Origin of the sequence: Microbacterium aurantiacum (genome assembly GCF_040532595.1) — a bacterium.
GTDB lineage: Bacteria > Actinomycetota > Actinomycetes > Actinomycetales > Microbacteriaceae > Microbacterium > Microbacterium chocolatum_B.
Genome location: NZ_JBEVYX010000001.1, coordinates 284,678 through 305,409 on the forward strand (window position 1 = coordinate 284,678; position 20,732 = coordinate 305,409).

At 71.1% G+C, this 20,732-nt stretch carries 20 protein-coding genes; 10 read left to right on the forward strand and 10 right to left on the reverse strand.

Annotation, left to right across the window (positions count from 1 at the left end; genetic code table 11):
* The first annotated feature begins 21 nt into the window (after positions 1 to 21).
* The 5 genes from ABXJ56_RS01425 to ABXJ56_RS01445 all read left to right on the forward strand — a co-directional run bounded on the left by ABXJ56_RS01425 (position 22) and on the right by ABXJ56_RS01445 (position 3,707).
* Positions 22 to 528, forward strand: a complete 507-nt coding sequence (locus ABXJ56_RS01425) for a CGNR zinc finger domain-containing protein (RefSeq protein WP_353997964.1) — start codon at positions 22 to 24, stop codon at positions 526 to 528.
* The gene (locus tag ABXJ56_RS01430) at positions 525 to 1,637 is read left to right on the forward strand and encodes an epoxide hydrolase family protein (RefSeq protein WP_353997965.1); all 1,113 of its coding nucleotides are present in this window, start codon (positions 525 to 527) and stop codon (positions 1,635 to 1,637) included. The genes ABXJ56_RS01425 and ABXJ56_RS01430 overlap by 4 nt, the downstream gene beginning before the upstream one ends.
* A gap of 70 nt (positions 1,638 to 1,707) precedes the next feature.
* The gene (locus ABXJ56_RS01435) at positions 1,708 to 2,517 is read left to right on the forward strand and encodes a hypothetical protein (RefSeq protein WP_353997966.1); all 810 of its coding nucleotides are present in this window, start codon (positions 1,708 to 1,710) and stop codon (positions 2,515 to 2,517) included.
* 12 nt (positions 2,518 to 2,529) lie between these two features.
* Complete coding sequence (locus ABXJ56_RS01440; RefSeq protein ID WP_353997967.1) at positions 2,530 to 3,045, forward strand: GNAT family N-acetyltransferase; 516 nt, start codon at positions 2,530 to 2,532, stop codon at positions 3,043 to 3,045.
* Positions 3,046 to 3,200: 155 nt separating this feature from the next.
* A complete protein-coding gene (locus ABXJ56_RS01445; RefSeq protein WP_353997968.1) occupies positions 3,201 to 3,707 on the forward strand; it encodes a Type 1 glutamine amidotransferase-like domain-containing protein in 507 nt (168 codons plus the stop codon).
* A 45-nt stretch (positions 3,708 to 3,752) separates the two neighbouring features.
* Here the strand turns inward: ABXJ56_RS01445 and ABXJ56_RS01450 are convergent, their stop codons facing one another.
* Complete coding sequence (locus ABXJ56_RS01450; RefSeq protein ID WP_353997969.1) at positions 3,753 to 5,942, reverse strand: heavy metal translocating P-type ATPase; 2,190 nt, start codon at positions 5,940 to 5,942, stop codon at positions 3,753 to 3,755.
* Positions 5,943 to 6,060: 118 nt separating this feature from the next.
* Here ABXJ56_RS01450 and ABXJ56_RS01455 point away from each other — a divergent pair, with 118 nt between their 5' ends.
* Positions 6,061 to 6,657 carry a DUF305 domain-containing protein gene (locus ABXJ56_RS01455; protein ID WP_353997970.1) on the forward strand — a complete coding sequence of 199 codons (597 nt, stop codon included), beginning with the start codon at positions 6,061 to 6,063 and terminating at the stop codon, positions 6,655 to 6,657.
* 46 nt (positions 6,658 to 6,703) lie between these two features.
* Positions 6,704 to 7,264, forward strand: a complete 561-nt coding sequence (locus ABXJ56_RS01460) for an AAA family ATPase (RefSeq protein WP_353997971.1) — start codon at positions 6,704 to 6,706, stop codon at positions 7,262 to 7,264.
* Positions 7,265 to 7,285: 21 nt separating this feature from the next.
* Here the strand turns inward: ABXJ56_RS01460 and ABXJ56_RS01465 are convergent, their stop codons facing one another.
* The 3 genes from ABXJ56_RS01465 to ABXJ56_RS01475 form a co-directional block, all read right to left on the reverse strand.
* On the reverse strand, positions 7,286 to 8,923 hold the full coding sequence (locus ABXJ56_RS01465; RefSeq protein WP_353997972.1) for an ABC-F family ATP-binding cassette domain-containing protein: 1,638 nt from the start codon (positions 8,921 to 8,923) through the stop codon (positions 7,286 to 7,288).
* Positions 8,924 to 9,149: 226 nt separating this feature from the next.
* Positions 9,150 to 9,602 carry a GNAT family N-acetyltransferase gene (locus ABXJ56_RS01470; protein ID WP_353997973.1) on the reverse strand — a complete coding sequence of 151 codons (453 nt, stop codon included), beginning with the start codon at positions 9,600 to 9,602 and terminating at the stop codon, positions 9,150 to 9,152.
* 165 nt (positions 9,603 to 9,767) lie between these two features.
* The gene (locus ABXJ56_RS01475) at positions 9,768 to 10,421 is read right to left on the reverse strand and encodes a DUF6226 family protein (RefSeq protein WP_353997974.1); all 654 of its coding nucleotides are present in this window, start codon (positions 10,419 to 10,421) and stop codon (positions 9,768 to 9,770) included.
* A gap of 79 nt (positions 10,422 to 10,500) precedes the next feature.
* Between ABXJ56_RS01475 and ABXJ56_RS01480 the strand changes: the two genes are divergently transcribed.
* Complete coding sequence (locus ABXJ56_RS01480; RefSeq protein WP_353997975.1) at positions 10,501 to 10,914, forward strand: hypothetical protein; 414 nt, start codon at positions 10,501 to 10,503, stop codon at positions 10,912 to 10,914.
* A 9-nt stretch (positions 10,915 to 10,923) separates the two neighbouring features.
* On the opposite strand, the gene ABXJ56_RS01485 is transcribed toward ABXJ56_RS01480, so the two are convergent.
* The gene (locus ABXJ56_RS01485; RefSeq protein ID WP_353997976.1) at positions 10,924 to 11,499 is read right to left on the reverse strand and encodes an SOUL family heme-binding protein; all 576 of its coding nucleotides are present in this window, start codon (positions 11,497 to 11,499) and stop codon (positions 10,924 to 10,926) included.
* 100 nt (positions 11,500 to 11,599) lie between these two features.
* On the opposite strand from ABXJ56_RS01485, the gene ABXJ56_RS01490 reads away from it, so the two are divergent.
* Positions 11,600 to 12,139 (forward strand): hypothetical protein, encoded by a 540-nt coding sequence (locus ABXJ56_RS01490; protein WP_353997977.1) that lies wholly within the window; start codon positions 11,600 to 11,602, stop codon positions 12,137 to 12,139.
* On the opposite strand, the gene ABXJ56_RS01495 is transcribed toward ABXJ56_RS01490, so the two are convergent.
* Positions 12,117 to 13,358 carry an MFS transporter gene (locus ABXJ56_RS01495; protein WP_353997978.1) on the reverse strand — a complete coding sequence of 414 codons (1,242 nt, stop codon included), beginning with the start codon at positions 13,356 to 13,358 and terminating at the stop codon, positions 12,117 to 12,119. The two genes, ABXJ56_RS01490 and ABXJ56_RS01495, sit on opposite strands and share 23 nt — an antisense overlap.
* A gap of 107 nt (positions 13,359 to 13,465) precedes the next feature.
* Here ABXJ56_RS01495 and ABXJ56_RS01500 point away from each other — a divergent pair, with 107 nt between their 5' ends.
* Positions 13,466 to 13,858 carry an ester cyclase gene (locus ABXJ56_RS01500; RefSeq protein ID WP_353997979.1) on the forward strand — a complete coding sequence of 131 codons (393 nt, stop codon included), beginning with the start codon at positions 13,466 to 13,468 and terminating at the stop codon, positions 13,856 to 13,858.
* A gap of 18 nt (positions 13,859 to 13,876) precedes the next feature.
* Here the strand turns inward: ABXJ56_RS01500 and ABXJ56_RS01505 are convergent, their stop codons facing one another.
* From ABXJ56_RS01505 to ABXJ56_RS01520, 4 genes are all read right to left on the reverse strand, one after another.
* Positions 13,877 to 14,674 (reverse strand): alpha/beta hydrolase, encoded by a 798-nt coding sequence (locus ABXJ56_RS01505; protein WP_353997980.1) that lies wholly within the window; start codon positions 14,672 to 14,674, stop codon positions 13,877 to 13,879.
* Positions 14,675 to 14,739: 65 nt separating this feature from the next.
* Positions 14,740 to 18,180 (reverse strand): error-prone DNA polymerase, encoded by a 3,441-nt coding sequence (locus tag ABXJ56_RS01510; RefSeq protein WP_353999940.1) that lies wholly within the window; start codon positions 18,178 to 18,180, stop codon positions 14,740 to 14,742.
* Positions 18,180 to 19,769: a DNA polymerase Y family protein gene (locus tag ABXJ56_RS01515; RefSeq protein WP_353997981.1), complete on the reverse strand. Its 1,590-nt coding sequence runs from the start codon at positions 19,767 to 19,769 to the stop codon at positions 18,180 to 18,182. The genes ABXJ56_RS01510 and ABXJ56_RS01515 overlap by 1 nt, the downstream gene beginning before the upstream one ends.
* Positions 19,769 to 20,524 (reverse strand): hypothetical protein, encoded by a 756-nt coding sequence (locus ABXJ56_RS01520; protein WP_353997982.1) that lies wholly within the window; start codon positions 20,522 to 20,524, stop codon positions 19,769 to 19,771. The genes ABXJ56_RS01515 and ABXJ56_RS01520 overlap by 1 nt, the downstream gene beginning before the upstream one ends.
* Positions 20,525 to 20,732: the final 208 nt, after the last annotated feature.

A 20,732-nucleotide genomic window follows, 5' to 3' on the forward strand; every position in this document is an offset into this window, starting at 1 on the left:
TACATCTGCTACCGTGGCGCCATGTCAGACCGCCGCATCACGCCGCTCGTCGCGTTGGCCGCCACCCGCCCCGAAGCCCCCTGGCCCGAGGAGCTCGACCTGGACCGCTTCCGGGCCCTCCTCCTCGAGACCGCTCCGTCCGCGGTCGATGTGAGAGACATCTCCGACGCGCGTTCGCTCCGCGACACGGTGGCTGCCCTCCTCCTCGACGGCTCGGATGCCGGCGCCTTCGCGCTCGCGAACGAGACCATGGCGCAGCACGGGGTGACTCCGGTGGTCGACGGTTCCGGCATCCGCTACCGGTCATCCCGGACTGATACGGTCAGCGCCGTCTGGGCGGAGATCGCGGGCCCCCTGCTCGCTGCACTCGCGGCAGGGGTGCGGGGGCGAGTGCGGCGGTGCGCCAGCGACCCCTGCGTCACCCCGTTCATCGACACCGCCCAGGGCGGGCGCGAGTACTGCTGTGCCCGATGCGCCACCCGCGCACGAGTGCGCCGCCATCGCGCGGAAAAGACGACGGCCCGATGACGACGCCACCGATGGACCATCGCGTGCTGCGCATCACCGATTCCGAGATGGACACCCTTCGGGAGCGGCTGCGCGCCGCGGCACTGCCGACCCCATCGCCGGGACCGGAGTGGTCCCGCGGCATCCCGCTCCGTGTGCTGGAGCGGTTGCGGACGCACTGGGTGGAGCGACACGACGGGAGGGCCCTTGAGCGTCGCATCAACGCCGAGACCCACACGTTCCACGCCACCGACATCGGCACCCTCCATGCGATGCATTGCGCGGGTGACGAGACCGCGCTCCCCGTGCTGGCGATCCACGGGTGGCCCTACTCCTACGCCCAGTTCGTGCCGCTCGCCGATGCGATCGACGGAAGACGCACTCTGGTGGCGCCCTCCCTTCCGGGGTTCGGCCATTCCCCGGCCGCCTCGGAACCCTTCAGCGCGCGGCGCATCGCCGAAGCCCTCCACCGCGTCATGACCGACGACGCCGGGCACGCCCGATACCTCGTCTACGGCGAGGACATCGGAGCTCCGGTGGCCGACTGGATCGCGGGGCTCTACCCACACGCTGTCGCGGGCATCATCGCGAGTCACCCCTCCTATTCCGCGCAAGCGCGGGAAGGCGTCGAGCTGACGGATGCCGAGCGCGCCTACCTCACCACCGCGCGCGACCCTGCCGAGAGCGGGTACGCACACCAGCAGGGCACGCGACCGGACACCCTCGCCGTGGCGCTGCAGGACTCACCCGTGGGCCTGCTCGCCTGGATCGCCGAGAAGGTCGCGGCGTGGAGCGACGGCGGCGTTGCGACGGAGTTCTCCCGACTGAGCGACGACGACGTCATCGATCTCGTCGCGCTGTACTGGCACACGAGATCGATCGGAACGAGCTTCCGGAGCTACTCCGAGCCCGACGACTTCGACGATCATCCGATCGTCACCGCTCCGGCATCCATTCTCATCAACACCCACGAGCGCGGTTATCCCCGGTCGCTCGCCGAGAAGAGCTACACCGACATCCGTTCCTTCGAGCGGCTGGAATCGGGTGGGCACTTCACAGCGTGGGAGAACCCGCACGCGGTCGCCGCGGCGATCGAGGAGCACGCTCGGCGCGTGTCGTCACCGTCCTGAGGCGGCTGCGGGTGCAGGCCGATCGCCGCCACCGGGCGCCTGTCGGGGGTGTGTGCGAGCATCGCCGATCATGACGGCATCCGATCGCCTTCCCGAACCGACGCGCGCTCCCGACGTCGACGAAGACTTCCGTGACGGCCTCGATCCCGCGCTGTGGGTCGCGGAGTACCTGCCGCAGTGGACGACGCCTGACCGCGCACGTGCGCGATACGGCGTAGTCGATGCGGGACTGGAGCTGCGGATCGACGCCGATCAGCCCGACTGGCGGCCCGAGGACGCGCCGCTGCGCGTCTCGAACCTGCAGACGGGCACGTTCTCGGGCCCCGTGGGCTCGGAGCGCGGCACACACCGCCACCGCGACGGTCTACGAGTGCGAACGGAGACTCCGGAACGTCTGCTGTTCGCGCCGTCTCGCGGCCGCGTCGAGGTGACGCTCTCCGCAGGGACGGATGCCGGCACCATGGTCGCCGCGTGGCTCGTCGGCACCGAGCACCGCAGCCCCGACGAGTCGGGAGAGATCTGTCTGTTCGAGATCGACGCGGACGCGGTCGGTGCGACGGCCCGAGCGAGGACCGGGATCAAGGCCCATCACGATCCATCGCTCGTCACCGACATGGCCGAGGTGCCGATCCCGGTCGACGCGTCACTGGCGCATACCTGGACCGTGATCTGGGGCAACGGGGAGACCGTCATCGGTTGCGAGGGCGCGGTGGTGCGGCGGATCGCGCAGGCGCCGGAGTATCCGATGTTCCTCCTCATCGACCTGTTCGAGATCGGCGGGGCGGGCGGGACGTACCCGAAGTCGGCGACGATCCATCGCGTCCGCGCGTGGGACGACACCGACCCGGTCGAGCGGGCTGACATCGCGCAGCGAGCGTGAGAGCCTCGGGACATGGATTTCGCGGGAGCGCCGGTGGAGATTCGTGAGGCCCGTGAAGCCGACTGGGCGGAAGTGCGGTCGATCCGAATCGAGATGCTGCAGGACGCGCCGACGGCCTTCAACGAGCGCGTTGAGGATGCACTCGCGCTGAACGAGGAAGGCTGGCGTGCACGGGTGCGTCGCAGCAACGGAGAGAACAACATCACGGTTGCGGCGATCGCGGATGACGGCACCTGGGCGGGGACGATGAGCGCGTACGTTCCAGCCGGCGGAACTGCTCCGGTCCTTGCGGCGGTGTATGTGCGCCCACCCTTCCGAGGCGGCGCGAAAGGAGTCGCCGACCAGATTCTCGATGCCGTCCAGGCCTGGGCTGCCAGCCGAGGCGAGACCCTAACTCTCTTCGTTCACGAGGAGAACTGGCGCGCCAGACGGTTCTACCGGCGTCGGGGGTTCGAAGAGACCGGCCGCAGTGAGCCGTACAACCTCAACCCGACGCAGCGGGAACTCGAGATGACCTGCCGCCTCTGACATGGTGACACTTCGCACAACAGCATCGAGCAGTGTCCGGGTGGCGGTCGTGCGAGTGAAGGGGTGATCGCGTGCGGGTGTACTGCAGTTCCTACCGATTGGGCAGAAACGCCGCGCGATTGCGTAGTCGCGGCCGTCAGCGCGCGTTGATCATCATGAACGCCGCCGACGCTTATCCGGAAAGACTGGCGAACTGGGAGCGAGAAGTCCTGGACCTGAATGCACTCGGATACGACGTCACGGAGCTGGACTTGCGCGACTATTGGGACGCGGATTCCCACAAACTTCCCGCTGTCCTGTCCGCTGCCGACCTGATTTGGGCGGTCGGCGGAAACGCATTCGTCCTGGCGCGCGCAGCCGAACGAGCGAGGCTGGGGCACGCGCTCACGCGTGCCCCAGGGATGATCTTCGCTGGGTACTCAGCCGGAGCGTGCCTCACGAGCCGTGACCTTCGAGGAATCGAGCTGATGGATGACCCCGGAGAACTCCCTACCGGCTACTCGGCGGATACGCCGCCCACCACCCTGGATCTCACCGGCACCCGGGTCCTACCGCACGCCGGTTCCCCAGACGCGGGCCGTGCGGAGCGGCAACTCGAGCAGGAACATCTCAGCTACCTGCGCCTCCGCGATGGAGACGACGCGCTCTTCGGCGATTGGTAGACCGAGACATCGTCCGAGAGCGAGCGCCGAGCGGAGATACCCCGGTCAGGCGTCGCGGCGGTCCAGCACCGCGCGGGTGCTCGCCTCGGGGGTCAGATCGATGCGGCGGAGCAGCTGCGCGTTCAGCGCGACGACCACCGTCGACAGCGACATGAGGATCGCGCCGATCGACATCGGCAGCACGAACCCGATCGGCGCCAGCACACCCGCGGCGAGCGGAACCGACAGCAAGTTGTACCCGGCGGCCCACCACAGGTTCTGCTTCATCTTCCGATACGTCGCACGCGAGAGCTCGATCACCGACAGCACCGAGCGCGGGTCAGAGCTGGCGAGGATCACCCCGGCCGAGGCGATCGCGACATCCGTCCCCGCACCGATCGCGATGCCGACGTCGGCCTGGGCGAGAGCGGGCGCATCGTTCACGCCGTCGCCGACCATCGCGACCTTCCGACCCTCCCTCTGCAGCTCCGCGACCTTGTCGGCCTTGTCCTCCGGCCGCACGTGCGCGAACACCCGATCGATCCCGAGCTCGGCGCCGACGGCATCCGCCACGGCATCCGCGTCTCCCGTGATCATGACGACCTGGACGCCGAGAGCGTGCAGCGCGTCGACGGCATCACGCGACTCGGGGCGGATCTCGTCGGCGAGCTTCAGCCCGCCGATCACGGCGCCGTCGCGGACGACGTGAAGGATGATCGCGCCGTCCTGCCGCCACTCATCGGCGGTCGGAACCTCGCCTGCGCCGACCTCCTCGAGGAGGCGCGGCCCGCCGACGCGGATCTCGGCTCCGTCGACGGTGGCGGTGACGCCGACCGCGGGCGACGAGGTGAAGCCGGTCGCCTGCGCCAAGCGGAGGTCCTTCTCCTTCGCCGCGCGGACGATCGCCTTCGCCAGCGGGTGTTCGCTGTCGGACTCCGCGGCTGCGGCGAGCGCGAGGACGGCATCCGCATCGACGTCTCCGACCGTCTCGACAGCCGAGACGGTGGGCTCGCCCTTGGTGAGGGTGCCGGTCTTGTCGAACAGGACGGTGTCGACGGTGCGCATGCTCTCGAGCGCGAGCCGGTCCTTCACCAGCACGCCGCCGCGGGCGGCACGCTCGGTGGCGATGGAGACGACCAGCGGGATCGCGAGGCCCAGGGCGTGGGGGCAGGCGATGACCAGGACGGTGATCGTGCGGATGACGGCGTCGTCGGGAGAGCCGACGAGCGTCCAAACCACGGCGGTGACGACGGCGGCGCCGAGCGCGAACCAGAACAGCAGCGCTGCGGCGCGATCGGCGATCCGCTGCGCGCGCGAGGACGAGGTCTGCGCCTCGGTGACCAGCCTCTGGATGCCGGCGAGAGTAGTCTCATCCCCCGTTGCGGTGACCTCGACCCGAAGTCCGGAGTCGGTGGCGACGGTGCCGGCCGTGACGAAGTCGCCGGTCGTGCGCGCGACCGGGCGGGATTCGCCTGTGACCATCGACTCGTCCATGTCGGCGCTTCCGTCGACGATCTTCCCGTCGGCGGGGACGCTGCCTCCCGGGCGGACCACCACGACGTCCCCCACCCGCAGGTCGGCGGGGGCGACGGTGACGACCTCGTCTCCCTCGACGCGCTCCGCCTCATCGGGGATCAGCGCGGCGAGCGAGTCGAGCGCGGAACTGGTCTGCGCGAGCGATCGCATCTCGATCCAGTGACCGAGCAGCATGATGACGATGAGCAGCGCGAGCTCCCACCAGAACTCCAGCTCGTGATCGAGGATGCCGAGGGTCGCACCCCAGGAGGCGAAGAACGCCACGGTGATCGCGAGCCCGATCAGCAGCATCATCCCGGGCGCCCGCGAACGCAGCTCGCTGACCGCGCCGGTGAGGAACGGCCACCCGCCCCAGACGTACATCACGGTGCCGAGCGCGGGCGCGATCCACATCGCCCATCCGGGGACGTCGTAGCCGAGCAGCATCCCGAACATCGGCGAGAAAGCCACAACGGGGATGCCGATGAGCAGGTTGATCCAGAACAGGCGGCGGAACTGGCCGACGTGGTCGGCGTGTCCGGCGTGACCGGCGTGGCCGGAATGGCCGGCGTGCGAGGCGTCGTCGGCGTGGTCGCTGTGGCCCGCGTGGTTGCTGTGGGCCGCCGGCGAGCCGTGGGCCGAGTGATCTACGTGGGCCGAATGACCCTCGCGGTTTTCCCGATCGCCGAGGGCGGCATCCGTCGTCGACGAGCTCCGGTGGTGTGCGTGCGGATCGGACATCGATTCACTCCCCATGGGTGCGGTTTCTCGGCGGTGGGCGTATGCTCGAACCCGGATACCCCCCAAGGGTATTCCCGAAGGCCACGAATCGGAAGACCTCGTCCGAACGGAGACTCCCATGACGAAGACGATGCGCCCTGCGACGATCGCCGCGGTCACCCTCGCCGCGGCCCTTGCGCTGACGGGCTGCGCGAGTGATGCCCCGACCATGCCCGGCATGGATCACGGCGACCACTCGTCCTCGTCGGCTGAGGCGGTCGATGCCAACAGTGCGGACGTCATGTTCGCGCAGATGATGATCCCCCACCACGAGCAGGCCATCGAGATGTCGGACATGCTCCTCGCGAAGAGCGACATCGACCCCGAGGTCACCGCGCTCGCCGAGCAGATCAAGGCCGCCCAGCAGCCCGAGATCGAGCAGATGGAGGAGTGGCTCGACGCCTGGGGCGCCGACATGCCCGACATGGACGACATGCACCACGGCGGCGGGATGATGAGCGAAGACGACATGGAGGCGCTCGAGGCCGCGACCGGCATACAGGCTGCGCGGCTGTTCCTCGAGCAGATGATCGAGCACCACGAGGGCGCCATCGACATGGCGCAGGACGAGGTCGACGACGGCCAGAACGCGGATGCCATCGCCCTCGCGAACGACATCATCGCCTCGCAGACCGAAGAGATCGCGACGATGCGGGAGCTTCTGTCTCAGCTGTGACCCGCGCCCGGCGGGCGGTGTGCGGGCGGTTCGTAGGATCGAGGGCGTGTTGGCGTTCGACGATCCCCTGCCGTCCCGGCCCCGTCGCGTGCTGGTCGCGGGTGTCTCCGGTGCGGGGAAGACCACCCTCGCCCGGCAGATCGCCGCGGCCATCGACGCGCCGCACACCGAGATCGACGGGCTCTACCACGGCCCGAACTGGGTGCCGCGCGAGGCGTTCCTCGACGACGTCCGCGCGCTGGTTCAGACCCCGGCGTGGGTGACCGAGTGGCAGTACCGGGCAGCACGCCCCACGCTCACCGCGCACGCCGACCTGCTCGTCTGGCTCGATCTGCCGTTCTTCACGGTGACGCTCCCCCGCGTGGTGCGCCGCACCGCGAGACGACGGATGCGGCGCGAGGAGCTCTGGAACGGCAACGTCGAACCCCCGCTGCGCTCGATCTTCACTGAGCGTGACCACATCGTGCGGTGGGCGGTGCGGACGAGGAAGAAGTACGACGCACTGCCGCTGCGGCTCGCGGAAGAGCGGCCCGACCTCGCGATCGTGCGGCTGCGGAGCCCGCGCGAGGTGCGGGCGTGGGTGGCGGGGCCCCTCGCGCGGGCGTGAGCGGCCCCGCCCGTCACCAGGTCACGTCGCGTCGCCCAGCCGCAGCGCCGGCCAGTCGGCGACGTCGCGGAGGAGCTGCCGATCGTGGCTCGAGACGATGACCGCGGCATCCGTCGCCTGAAGGGCGTCGGTCAGCTCATCGACCAACGCGATCGACAGGTGGTTCGTCGGCTCGTCGAGCAGCAGGACATGTGGCCGACCGGCGAGGACGAGCGCCAGCTCGAGCCGGCGCTGCTGCCCCATCGACAGCTCCCCGACACGTTTGCCCGTCTCGCGGGCGTGCAGAAGCCCGAGCTGTGAGAGCCCGAGCGCGGCGTTCGCCGGAATGACCCCGCTCGCGACGAGCGCATCGACATGGTCGGTGAAGAGATCGCTGACGCGGGCGTCGGGTGCGAGCGCGGTCTCCTGCCGGAGGAACCCGAGGCGTACGCCGGTGGGACGACGGACGGTCCCGGCATCCGTCGCGAGATCGCCGGCCACCACGGCGAGCAGGGTGGACTTCCCCGCGCCGTTGGGTCCAGTCACCACGAGACGTCCGCGGTGCGACAGGGCGAAGCTCACCGGATGCGGCAGACGGTGGGCGACGGACACGGCTTCGACCGTCAGAAGCGCGGCACCCGTGCGCGTGGCGAGGTGAGGGAACCGCAGCTGCAACGGCGGTTCGGGAACCGTGATGCGGTGCGCATCCACCTGTTCCTGCCGCCGCCGGACGCTCTGCACCAGCCCGCCCGCACGCGTAGCGCGACCGTGCTTGTTCGTGCCCTTGTCCGGACGCCAGCCGGAGACGAGCCGGTTCTGCGCGGCACTGAGGTCGTCCTGCAGCCGGGCCATCTCGGCTTGTTGCCGCTCGTAGTCCTGCTCCCAGCGCTCGCGCTCGGCACGACGGCCCTCGCGGTAGCCTTCGTAGCCGTCGCCGTATACCCGCGCCCGGCCGTCGGGGGTCGGGTCGAGGTCGACGATGGTGTCGGCGACATCGGACAGGAGGGCGCGGTCGTGCGTGACGACGACCACACCCCCGGTCCGCGAGCGCAGCTTCGCCGTCAGGAACTCCAGCCCGCTCCGGTCGAGATGGTTCGTCGGCTCGTCGAGCAGCAGGAAGTCGTCGTCCGCGCCGAGGAGGCACGCCAGGCGCACCCGATAGCGCTGGCCGACGGAGAGACCGTCGAGGCGGACGGTCGCGTCGGTTTCTGCGTCCAGTGCTTCGAGCGCGATCTCGACGCGGCGCTGCGCGTCCCACGCGTCGAGGCCCTCCGCGTGCTCGAGAGCTGCGGCGTAACGGTCGTCGGCGTCGGCGTCCCCCGCCGCGAGGGCGGCCGCGGCGTCATCGAGGGCATCGAGTGCCGCGAGCGGCGCGGCGATCGCCTCGGCGACCGCGTCACCGACGGTGCGGTCGTCTCCCGCCGGCATCTCCTGCTCGGCGACACCGAGCGTGCCGAGCTGCTGGACCGATCCCCCGTCGGGCGTGAGCGCACCCGCGAGGACGTGCAGGAGCGTGGACTTGCCGCGCCCGTTCTCCCCCACGATCGCGACGCGCGACGTCGGCGTGACCGTGAGGTCGAGGTGGGCGAGGACGGGTGTGGCTCCGCGGATGACGGAGATGTCGGAGGCGATGAGCTGCGCGCGATGGCGCGCGGGAAGAGGGGTGGTCAGGGTGGGCATTCGTATTCCTCGGCGATGATGTGCGGCGCTGCGCGAGTCGCGCGAGCGCGCACAGAACGGCGACCCGTACGCGGTCGATGACGAGCGGCCGCCGCGAGCTCGGATCACTCAACGAGCGCGGTGGGCCTCAGTCAGCCGTCACAGGAAGTACAAATGCACGCCTCGAGCCTACGAGCGGGGCGTCGGTGTATGCAAGGCGAGGGTTGGGATGCCGTGGAGACGCCGATCAGCCGGCGGGGGTCATGTCGTAGGTGACCCAGGGAGTCGCCGATGCGTGCGCGTCGTATACCGAGCGTGCAGCGGTGTTGTCGGCCGCGGTGATCCAGCGCACGACGCTGGCGCCCTGCTCGTGGGCGATCTGTGCGGCGCGAGTGAGAAGGGCTGTCGCCGCTCCGAAGCCGCGAGCCTCAGGAGCCGTGAAGAGATCGTCGAGATAGAGCCCTCGGGTGGCCGTCGACGGACGGGCGAACCATCGCAGGTTCGCCAACCCCACGGGGTGATCCTCGTCATCGACAGCGACGAGACCGAACAGCTCGTGCGCGCCGTCGCGTATCCAGGTCCACGTCGTTGCGACGGCATGGTTGTCTGCGGGAAGACGGCAGAACGCGCGGTACCCGGCGTACAGCGCGCACCACCGAGCTTCGTCTCGCGCCTCGACGGGTCGGATCGTCACCTGCATCGGGCCAGCCTACGATTCGAGAAGCTCGCCCTACGGATAGTGCGGCGCGTGGGTCCTGTCAACGGGTGGAGATCAGCGGGGCACACCGTCAGGGTCGAAGCATGGTCGGAGAAGTCCCCGCGTTCGCGAAAGTTCGCCCTCGCCCCGACGATCGTGGCGTCTCGATCACGAGTTCGAGACCGAGTGCGGCCAGGGATCCCATCCGTGCGGAAGCTCGCGGAGGATGGGTGTGGCGGCTCTGAGGCGCTCGGCAGGAAGGTCCCGGGAGCGAGACTGTCCCCCGGTGCTCGTACCGCCGGGGTAGGTGAAGGCATAGCCGACCCAGGATCGAAGTCCGCGCGTCATGGTCTCCCGATAGCTGCCGCTGACGACCGCGAACACCTGCCGCTCGAGCTCATCCGCTTCGGCCTCCCAGTTCGAATCGCATGCATCGCAACCGCAGATCGGGTAGTGGAAGTCGTGCAGCAGACCCGCATGCATGTAGATCCCCGGATAGGCGGTGAAGACGAACGTCAGGGGCGCGCACGTCGCATCACGAGGCCGTATCCGTACGGCGCGCACCACGTCATGGAATGCGGGACGCATCAGATCGCCCACTGTCTCCGCAGTCTCGTCGATCTCGACGTCGTACGTCTCTCCGAGGTGCGCGATCAGGGCGTCAGCGACAGCGTGGATCGGTGCGAACCTCTCGGGGTGCGTGTCGACCGAATAGGTGTCCTCCGGAGGTGAGCCGTGCCACCGATTTCCGTAATCGACCACGGCACCGTCGGCATCGAGGAACACCGTTGCTTCGATCGAAGGGCGGACATAGGAGCTCATTCCGTCATCCTGTCTCATCATCACGGATGCCAACCGGCCGTTCTGCGGGTTGCCCGGCATCCGCGATAGGTTGCCGAACATGTGGAGACGCACCGCGGGAGCAGCCGCGCTCATCGCGGCGACGACGATGGTGACCGCGTGTGTGCCGCCCGGCGTCGCGTGTCCGGCGATCGGCTTCGCCTACACCGCGCCCGTCGAACTCGAGATCGACCCCGATCTGGTCAGCGACGGCACCGTCGCCGCCTGCCTTCCGGCCGGCTGCCAGCCGGTCGACGTGCCGGCCGACGGCGTCGGACGATGGCTGCTCCCGCAGGAGCCGCCGTACACGGGTGAGGAGGCGATCGGCCTCGAGCCGGGCAACGAGGTTCGTGTGCTCATCACGGACAGTGCGGGCACGATCGTCAGGGATGGCCTGTGGGAGATTCCCTACACCCCGACCTCGGACGGGTTCTGTCCCGGCCCGGTGAACTTCCACCCGGTCGAGATCACATAGCCGCCCGCCTCAGCCGGCGGGGGCGACGTCGATCAGCACCTCGTTGCGGCGGAGGAACCACGGGATGAATGGGGCGTTGAAGCGCGCGAACTGCGGCTCGCCGACCGGTTCGAAGCCCGCCTCGCGGACGTGGGCGAATAGGTCGTCGCGGTGCTCGGCGTACGACTCCTCCGTCCAGCGACCCGAGAAGGTAGTGGCGGCGACGAGTCGCTCGGGGACGGTCCGGATCGTCACGCGCGAATCGGTCGGGACCGGGGCATCCGCTTCCTTAATCTCGGCGGGAAGGACGAACGCGACGACGAAGCCCTCGTCATCGTCGCCGGTCTGGACCACCGGTGCCGTCATCGCGATCTTCTCGGACGTCTGCGGCGAGCGCCCCTGCACGACCGGCGCGGTCATCGCGATCGACTGCCGCGAGACGTTGTCGCCCTTGATGTAGCCGACGAGGCGCCCGAACGCGCGGTTGCCGGCGTCTTCGAACGACACCCCGGTCACCGTGGTCTCGGCGATCACGTGCGGCGGGTAGCTGCGCAGCTCCCACTCGCTCTCTTCGCGGACGACGGTGTACGGCTGCTGCTCGGTCATAGGGGTGACGCTACGCCCGCCGGATGCCGCGGGGAGGGGTCTTGACGAGGGGGCTCCCGCGCACTCCGGGAGTCGCCGTGTCCCCGCGCTACAGTGCGGCATGCGCATCGTGGTCTCGGGAACGCACGCCAGCGGCAAGAGCACCCTCATCGGCGACGTCGTCGCCGCCCTGCCGTCGTACACGGTGCTGCCGGACCCGTTCGAGCTGATCGACGAACGGTTCGACCAGCCGGGCCCGGCGATGTTCCTGCAGCAGCTGCGCGTCGCCGCCGATCGGCTCGAGGACGATCCGCCCGCCGACCTCATCGCCGAACGCGGCCCGCTCGACTTCCTCGCGTATCTCGCCGCGCTCGACGAGCTCGGCCGGGGCGCGGCATCCGACGAGGCAATCGCGCGTGCGCGGGAGATGACGGCGAGCGCGCTGCGCGCGGTGGACCTGCTCGCGATCCTTCCGCTCGCCGAGGGCGACGGCATCCGCCCGGGAGAGGATGAAGACCTCGAACTCAGGGAGGCGACGGATGCCGCGCTGCTCGATCTCCTTGACGACGCCGAGCTCATTCCTGCCACGACGGGCGTGGTCGAGATCACCGGCGACCGGGCGGCGCGGCGCAGGGCACTCATCTCGGCGATCGCGGAGTGACCGGCGGCTCGCTGCCGCGCAGGGCGATCAGCGCCCAGACGGCCGCGACCGCGCACATGCCGACGACGACCGCGACGACCCCTGGCCAGGCGAAGGCGCTCAGCACGTAGCCGAGGGCCCAGCCGAGCAGGCTCGACCCGCCGTAGTAGGCGAGGTAGTACAACGACGATGCCTGCGCCCGCGCGTGGGAGTTCGCAAGGACCGGCGCCCAGCCCGAGGCGATCGCGTGCGCGGCGAAGAAACCCGCGGTGAACACCACGAGCCCGAGGAGCACGACCACCACGCTCCCGCCCGCCGTCGCCACGACCCCGAGCGCCATCACGGCAGTCGATGCGACCAAGACGCGGAGCCGCCCGATCCGCGCCGCGAGCGCGCCCGCACGCGGGGACGCCACGGTGCCGGCGAGGTAGGCGACGAAAAGAAGGCTGACCTGCCCCGGGGGCAGCGCGAACGGCTCGGCGATCAAACGGAAGCCCAGGTAGTTGTAGATCGCGACGAACCCGCCCATGAGGAGGAACGCCTGGGCGTAGAGCGCCCACTGCGGACCCGAGCGGAGATTGACCGCGAGGCCGCGCCGGAGCGCGCGGAACCCGGGTGCTCCCCCGCCGGGTGCTCCCCCGCCGGGGACGAATCCCCGCGACCGCGGCGTGAGCCGAAGGAACGCCACCGCGCTGATCGCGCAGAGGACCGCGACCGCGAGCACACCGGTCCGCCACATGTCGAGGTCGGCGACGGGTCCGGCCACGATCCGTCCGACCAGGCCGCCCACGCTCGTGCCCGCGATGTAGCTTCCGGCCACGCGGACCGTATGCGCGACACTGACCTCCTCGGTGAGGTACGTCAGCGCGATCGCGGGCATCGCGCCGAGGCCGACCCCCTCGAGGAATCGGGCGAGGAGGAACAGCTCGATCGTCGGCGCGAAGGTCGCGAGGATGCCGATCGCCGTGGCGACGGTGATGCCGACCGCCATCGCCGGGACGCGTCCCCACCGATCCGCCGCCATCGACCACGGGAGCACCGCGAGGGCGAGCCCGAGGGTCGACACCGACACCGCGAGGGCCGCCACCGACGGACTGACCGCGAACTCGACGGCGATGAGCGGCAGCACCGCCTGCGGCGAATAGAGCTGCGCGAAGGTGGCGACACCGGCGAAGAAGAGCCCGATCACCAGGCGGCGGTAGTCGCGATCCCCGGGCGCATGACCCGGGAACGCACTCACCGGATCACGATAGCGCCCCGACGGAGTCGCCCGACCCAGCCGGGGAGCCCGGGGGGCCTGGGCCTTCCGGGGCCGGGGCCGCGTGGGCCGCCGGGGATAATGGCCCGATGGAGTCGTGGGAGCTGCGGGAGTGGTACGCCGACTTCCTCGACACCTGCAACCGGCACGACCTGGACGACATCCGCTCCTTCGTCGATCCCGCGGTGCGCCGGGCGCACCTGCCGGGCGGTGCGGACGCGTTCGTGGACGATCTCGCCGACCTGTTCCACGGGTTCCCCGACTGGCAGTGGCGCCGCATCCTCGTGGTCATCGAGGACGACCGCATCGCCGTGCACCTGCGGGGCACGGGAACGCACACCGGGATCTTCCGCGGGATCGCCGCCACCCGCCGTCACGTGAACGTCGCGGAATACGTCTTCTACCGCGTGCAGGGCGGGCGCATCACCGAGGTCGCCGGGACGACCGATCGCGCCGAGATCGTCGCCCAGCTCGCGGGCTGAGCTCGCGCGCGTCGCCGGTCACTCGGCGTGGGCGGTGACGAACGCGGTGGTGCGGTCGTGGAGCTCGTCGCGCTGCGGGAGCTGCTCCCATCCGTGGTCGGCGCCCTCGACGACGACGACCTCGGCACGGTCGCCGAACACCTCGGGGGTCGCATAGCGCTCGGCGTAGGTGTGGGGGACGAAATCGTCCGTGCCGTGGAGGAGGAGCGCCGGGCCTTCGTAGCCGGCGGCGCGTCCGTACGGGTCGAAGGCGACGGCGTCGGCGCGCATCGCGGGTCCCATCCGCATGCCGTGGAAGTCGAACCAGCCGAGGGTGTCGAGGGTGTGAAGCGGCATCCCCTGGATCCGTCCCGAGCGGATCTCGTCGACGAACACCGCCGCGGTCGACCACATCGTCAGCGACCGGACCGGCCGGGTCGGCTGCTGCTCGGCCGCGACGACCGAGGCGATGACGGCGCCGAGACTCATACCGAGGAGGTGCAGGTCGTCGCCGTCGACACCGGGGAGAGCGCGGACGACATCCAGCACCCGATGCGCGGTGCGGATGTCGCCCGAGACGGTGGTGTCGAAGAACTCCCCGTCGCTCTCGCCGTGACCGGCGCGGTCGTAGGTGACGACCGTGATCCCTGCGGCGGTGAGCCGGCGCGCCTGCGTGACGAACATGCGCGAGGCCTCGACCCGCGTCCCGCCGAACCCGTGGAAGAACACGGCGACGGGGCGGGGGCCCGGGTGTGCAACATCCGCTCGGAAGACGCTGCCACGCAGGGTCGTGCCCTCGAGATCGACGGAGAACGGGTCGATGCGGGGATCGGTCATGCCTGTCATTCTCGCCGAGCCGCGGCGGGGCCGAGGCGGCTGGGTGCGGGGTCGGGGGCGACCGGTCACCGGAAGTCGCGCGAGGCGTGCACCACCCCCACCCGCAGGTCTTCGAACCGGTCGGCGAGGAGGTTCGTCACGCCCTCCGGCGAGCGCTCCAGCATCCCCCGCACGATCAGCGCGGGTGCATCGCGGGCGACACGGCGATGACGGTTCCAGACCCCGACCGAGCAGATGACGTTGACCACGCCGTGCTCGTCCTCGAGGTTCAGGAAGGTGACGCCGGATGCCGTCGCCGGACGCTGCCGGTGCGTGACGAGCCCCGCGACCTCGACCCGCCGACCGGTCTCGTGGGTGCGCATCTCGCGGGAGGTGAGCACCCCGCGGGCATCCAGCGCCGACCGGTAGTGCGCGAGCGGATGGTCGTCGGTGGAGATGCCGGTCGCCCACAGGTCGGCGGCGAGGATGTCGTAGCTCGACTGATCGGCGAACAGCGGCGGCTGCACCGACACCATCGAGTCCGGGAGGTACTCGGCGCGGTCCTGCGCGGCCGAGCCCGCCATCCAGATCGCCTCGCGCCGGGTGATGCCGAGGCACTCGAACGCCCCCGCGGTGGCGAGCGCTTCGACCTGGGCGGCGGTGATCCCGGTGCGGCGGACGACGTCGCGGAGGTCGCGGAAGGGGCCCTCCGCGTCGCGCGCGGCGACGATCCGCTCGGCCACGGCGGCGCCGATGCCCTTCACTCCGGCCAGGCCCAGGCGCACGGCGAGGTTGCCGTCGCGCCGGTGCGCCTCGTACTCGTCCGGGGCCTTCGGGTCGAACTTCGCCACCGGCGGCTGCACGCGGTGGGTGCAGGAGTCCCGGCCGGTCGGCGCGACGGTGACGTCCTGGGGCGCGACCGCGACGGGCGGCGGGTCGACGACGGGCTCCAGCACCGCGGTCACCCGGGAGGCGTGGAGGTCGGGGCGGCGCACCTCCACCCCGTGGCGGCGGGCATCGGCGACGAGGGAGGCCGGCGAGTAGAACCCCATCGGCTGGGCGCGCAGGAGCCCGGCGAGGAACGCCGCCGGGTAGTGCAGCTTGATCCACGACGACGCGTACACCAGCAGCCCGAACGACAGCGAGTGCGATTCGGCGAACCCGAAGTTCGCGAACGCCTGGATCTTCGTGTAGATCTCATCCGCCGCATCGCCGACGAGGCCGTGCGACGCCATCCCCTCGTACAGCTTCTCCCGCAGCGACTCGATGCGCTCCACCCCGCGCTTGGACCCCATCGCGCGGCGGAGGAGGTCGGCATCCTCTCCGGTGAGCCCGCCGACGGCCATGCCCATCTGCATCAGCTGCTCCTGGAACACCGGGATGCCGAGGGTGCGCTCCAGCACCGGCTTCAGCTTCTCGTGGGGGTAGGTCACCTCCTCCATCCCGAGCTTCCGGCGGACGAACGGGTGCACCGCGCCGCCCTGGATGGGCCCCGGACGGATGAGCGCGATCTCGATCACGAGGTCGTAGAACTGCCGCGGCTGCAGGCGCGGCAGCAGCCCCATCTGGGCGCGCGACTCGACCTGGAACACCCCGATGGAATCGGCGCGGCACAGCATGTCGTACACCGCCGCCTCTTCCTTCGGCAGCGTCGACAGCTCCCACACCTCCCCCGTCGACTCGCGGATCATGTCGAAGCAGTACTGCAACGCTGCGAGCATCCCGAGCCCGAGGAGGTCGAACTTCACCAGGCCCATCCACGCGGCGTCGTCCTTGTCCCACTGGATCACCGTGCGGTTCTCCATGCGGGCGTGCTCGATCGGCACGACCTCGCCCACGGGCCGGTCGGTGAGCACCATGCCGCCGGAGTGGATGCCCATGTGCCGCGGCGCCTTCAGCAGCTCGCCGGCGAACTCGATGACCTGATCCGGGATGTCGTGCCCCTGCGTCGACTCGAGCGACGCACCCCACCGCTCGACCTGCTTCGACCAGGCGTCCTGCTGCCCGGGCGAGTGCCCCAGCGCCTTGGCCATGTCGCGCACGGCGTTCTTCGGCCGGTACTGGATGACGTTCGCCACCTGCGCCGCACGGTCGCGTCCGTACGTGCCGTAGACCCACTGGATGATCTCCTCGCGCCGGTCCGAGTCGAAGTCGACGTCGATGTCGGGCTCCTCGTCGCGGAGGCTCGAGAGGAACCGCTCGAACGGCAGTCGGTAGGCGATCGCATCGACGGCGGTGATGTCGAGCAGGTAGCAGACGGCACTGTTGGCCGCTGACCCCCTCCCCTGGCACAGGATGCCGCGGCGTCGGGCCTCCTGCACGATGCCGTAGACGATCAGGAAGTAGCCGGGGAAGTCTTTCGTCTCGATCACGGCGAGCTCGCGGTCGATGCGGGCGGCATCCTCGGCGGGAAGGTCGGGGTACTTCCGCGGCACCGCCTCCCACACCAGGTGCCGCAGCCACGACATGGGGGTGTGCCCCTCGGGGACGGGGAGCTTCGGCAGCGCGGGCTTCGCGCGACGCAGCGGAAACGCCAGCTCGTCGGCGAGGGTGACCGTGCGGGCGACGGCGTCGGGATACCGGACGAAACGCTCGCTCATCTCCAGCCCCGACCGCAGGTGTGCGCCGGCGTGGGCGGGGAGCCACCCGTCGATCTCGTCGAGCCCCCGGTTGGCGCGGACGGCGGCGACCGCGGCGGCGAGGAGCTGGCGCTGCGGGACCGCGTAGTGGACGTTGTTGGTCACCAGCAGCGGCAGCCCGCGCTCGCGCGCGAGGCCGGCGAGCACGTCGTTGTCGCGGGTGTCACGGGGGTTCCCGTGATCGGTGAGTTCGACGTGGACGCTGTCGCGACCGAACAGGGCGACGAGGTCGTCGAGGGCGCGCGCCGCCCCGGCGGGACCCTCCTCGGCGAGCGCGTGGCGGACGGTGCCCTTCCGGCATCCGGTGAGGACGGCGAAGTGCGCGCCGTCCCCCTCGCGGCAGAGCGCGGAGAGCTCGTCGAGGTCGTACGCGGGGCGCCCCTTCTCGCCGCCGCGCAGCTGCGCGTGGGTGATCGCCGACGCGAGCCGGTGGTAGCCCTCCTCCCCGCGGGCGAGGACGAGGAGATGTCGCCCGGTGGGGTCGGGCTGCCCGTTCTGGGGGCCGGGGAGCCCGAGCGACAGCTCGGATCCGAACACCGTCTTCAGCTGCAGGGTCTCGGCGGCCTCGGCGAACCGCACGATGCCGTAGAAGCCGTCGTGGTCGGTGACGGCGAGCGCGTGGAGCCCCAGGCGCTCGGCCTCCTCGGCGAGCTCCTCGGGTGAGGAGGCGCCGTCGAGGAACGAGAACGACGAGTGCGCGTGCAGCTCGGCGTACGGGATGGTCTCGGTCGGTCGCTCGATGCCCTGCGCGACGTACGAATCGCGCTTGTGGGACCACGCGGGGCTGTCACCGCCGTCGGCGCCGGGCGGCCGCGTGCCGGGACGTCGTCGACCGCTCAGCACCCGCTCCATCTCGGACCACGGGACGCCGGGGTTGTTGAAGCCCATCAGTCGTACGCCCCCTCGACCCACCAGGCGTCGCCCTCGCACACCAGCAGCCACGCCGCCCCCTCGGCGTCGACGACCTGGAAGCGGTGCGCGCGGCGCGCGCGGGCGGCATCCCATCCGCGTTCGACGACGGGCCACGGCCCCGCCCACGCGGTGATCTCGCGGCTCCGCCCGCTCTCGGCGAGGAAGGCCGGCACCGCCGAGACGCTCCCCCGCTCGTCGACGTCGATCACCTCGCCGCCGAGCGCGCGGACGTCGGCGGGCACCGGCTCGAGGAACACCGTCGCCGGATGCGGTTCGGGAAGACTCCCCGGCCACGGGCGGGCGCGCACGGCCGCCTGCGCCCCCACCCGATCGCCCCACGGCACGAGCACCTGCCGCTCGGCGAGCCAGCGCCCGCCGCCGATCTCGGGGGTGAGCACGCCGCGATGCCCGAGCATCGCCTGCACGCGCGAGAGGGCGTGGTGCACCCGCTCCTCCGGCCCGCCGCCGAAGAGGGCCGGGGCATGATGGGACGCCGCATCCACCGCCGCCGGTTCGATCCGCACGCGCGTCACCCCGCTGCGGAGGCCCTCCTGATCCTCGGCGAGCTGCCAGCGCACCCGGTCGACGATCGCGGCGGCGTCGAAGGAGCGCGGATGCAGCCACACGCGGTGACTGTGCTCGCCGCGGTCGCCGAAGAGCTCGACCCGCAGCTCGGTGCATACCAGGTCGATCGCCCCGAGCCGCGTGGTGAACTCCTCCGCCGCCACGCGCATGCCGAACGCGACCTGGTCGGCGATCTCGAGCGGCGGCTCGAACCCGACCTCGCGGTGCAGCTCCGGCGGCGGGATGCGGGGCTCGACCGGGCGCGAGTCCCACCCCGCTGACAGGGCGTGCAGGCGGATGCCGCGCTCGCCGAACCGCTCGCGTACCCGGTCGGGGGTCATCGCCGCGAACCCGCCCAGGGTCTGCACCCCGAGCCGCGCGAGGAGTCCGGGCAGGTCGTCGGCGGCGCGGGCGGGTTCGCCCGGCGTCGCGTCGGCGAGCACCGACACCGACAGCGGCGCGAGGAAGCCCGCAGCGCCCCCGGCCGGGACCGAGAAGACCGGCTCGGCGCGGGTGGTCGCCGCGCGCGCGGCCTGCTCGGCGGTGAAGGGCCCGTCGGCGATGCCCGCGCGCACGTCGGCGAGGCCGAGCTCGGCGAGCGCGGCGAGCAGCACGCGCGCCGCCTCCCCCTCGCCGCCGTAGTACCGCGCCGGCCCCTTCGCGCGCAGCGCGCACAGTCCCGCCCGGAGCACCTGCACCCCCGGCGCGCGCTCCTCGACCGCCGAGACGACCGGCGAGAACGCGCGGTGGTCGCGGATCGCGTCGGCGGGGACGATCACGAGGCCCGGGCACCGCGACTGCGCATCGCGGCGGCGCTGCCCCCGGCGCACCCCGTCGGCGCGGGCGTCGGCCGAGCACGCCACGACGGCGTTGTGTTCGACGACGGCGATCGGCCGTCCCTCCGCTCCCGGCGGCATCCCCTCACCGTCGCGGAGGAGCGCGGTGACCGGCCAGTCCGGAAACCACAGCACCATGCTGCGCTCGGGCGCCCGCGCGGTCATCAGCCGACCGCCCGCATCGGGGGCGCAGAGCGTTCGCTCCCGCTGTCACCACCGCGAACGGATGCCGCGCCCCCGCGCTGCGGTTCGAGCGTCGCCAGCGGCTCGGGCGCCGACGAGATCCCGCCCTGCGGGTCGGGCAGGAGCACCCGCGCGCGGCGCTGATTCGGCCACCGCCTGCTCGACGCACGCAGCGTCACCTCGCGGCGGGAGAGGTAACCGTGGCCGCGGCCGAGTCCCTCCCAATCGGGCTGGTCGATCTCGATCGCCGCCTCCGCCTGCGGCCAGGGCCCCTGCACCAGCAGCACGGCGCCGCGCTCGCGCAGCCGCCCGGCCAGGCGCGAGATCTCGCCGTCGGGCACGCGTCCGGCCGGGCGCACCGCCACCACGGGGAGCACGTCGGCGATCGTCGCGGTCACCGCGAGCCACCGCGGGCCGGGCTCGGGAATCAGCACGAGTTTCGACAGATCGACCCCGAGCGCCTCGGCGGCTTCGGCGCCGAAGCGCGGCATCCCGACCGCCGCGCACCACGATCCCGAACTCGACGGGGTCGCCAGCAGCGCCATCAGCAGCGACATCGACCGCGGGAGCGAGTACGCCGCGCCCGGGCGGAGCCCTCCCCCGGGCAGGAGCGAGGCGAGCGCGGGGTGCACCGGCAGCACCGGAGCGTCGAGCCGACGCCCCTGCATCCGCTCCATCTGCGCGCGCAGCGCCGCCACGTCCGCCCGCGCACCGGTGCCGGCGTCGCGGGACGACATCGCGGTAGCCTGCACGATCGCCCTCATCTCTCCAGTGTAGAACGCATGTTCTACGTATCTCTACGTCGATCTCGAACGTATCTCTGCCCTCCGACATCGCCGCCGCGGCCGCCGCTCGCTGCCTTCAGCGCGAGGCGGCCTCAAGCGCCACCCGAACGCGCGCGCATCGGTCCGCACGCTTCAGGTGGCAGAAATGGCCGCCTCCGCG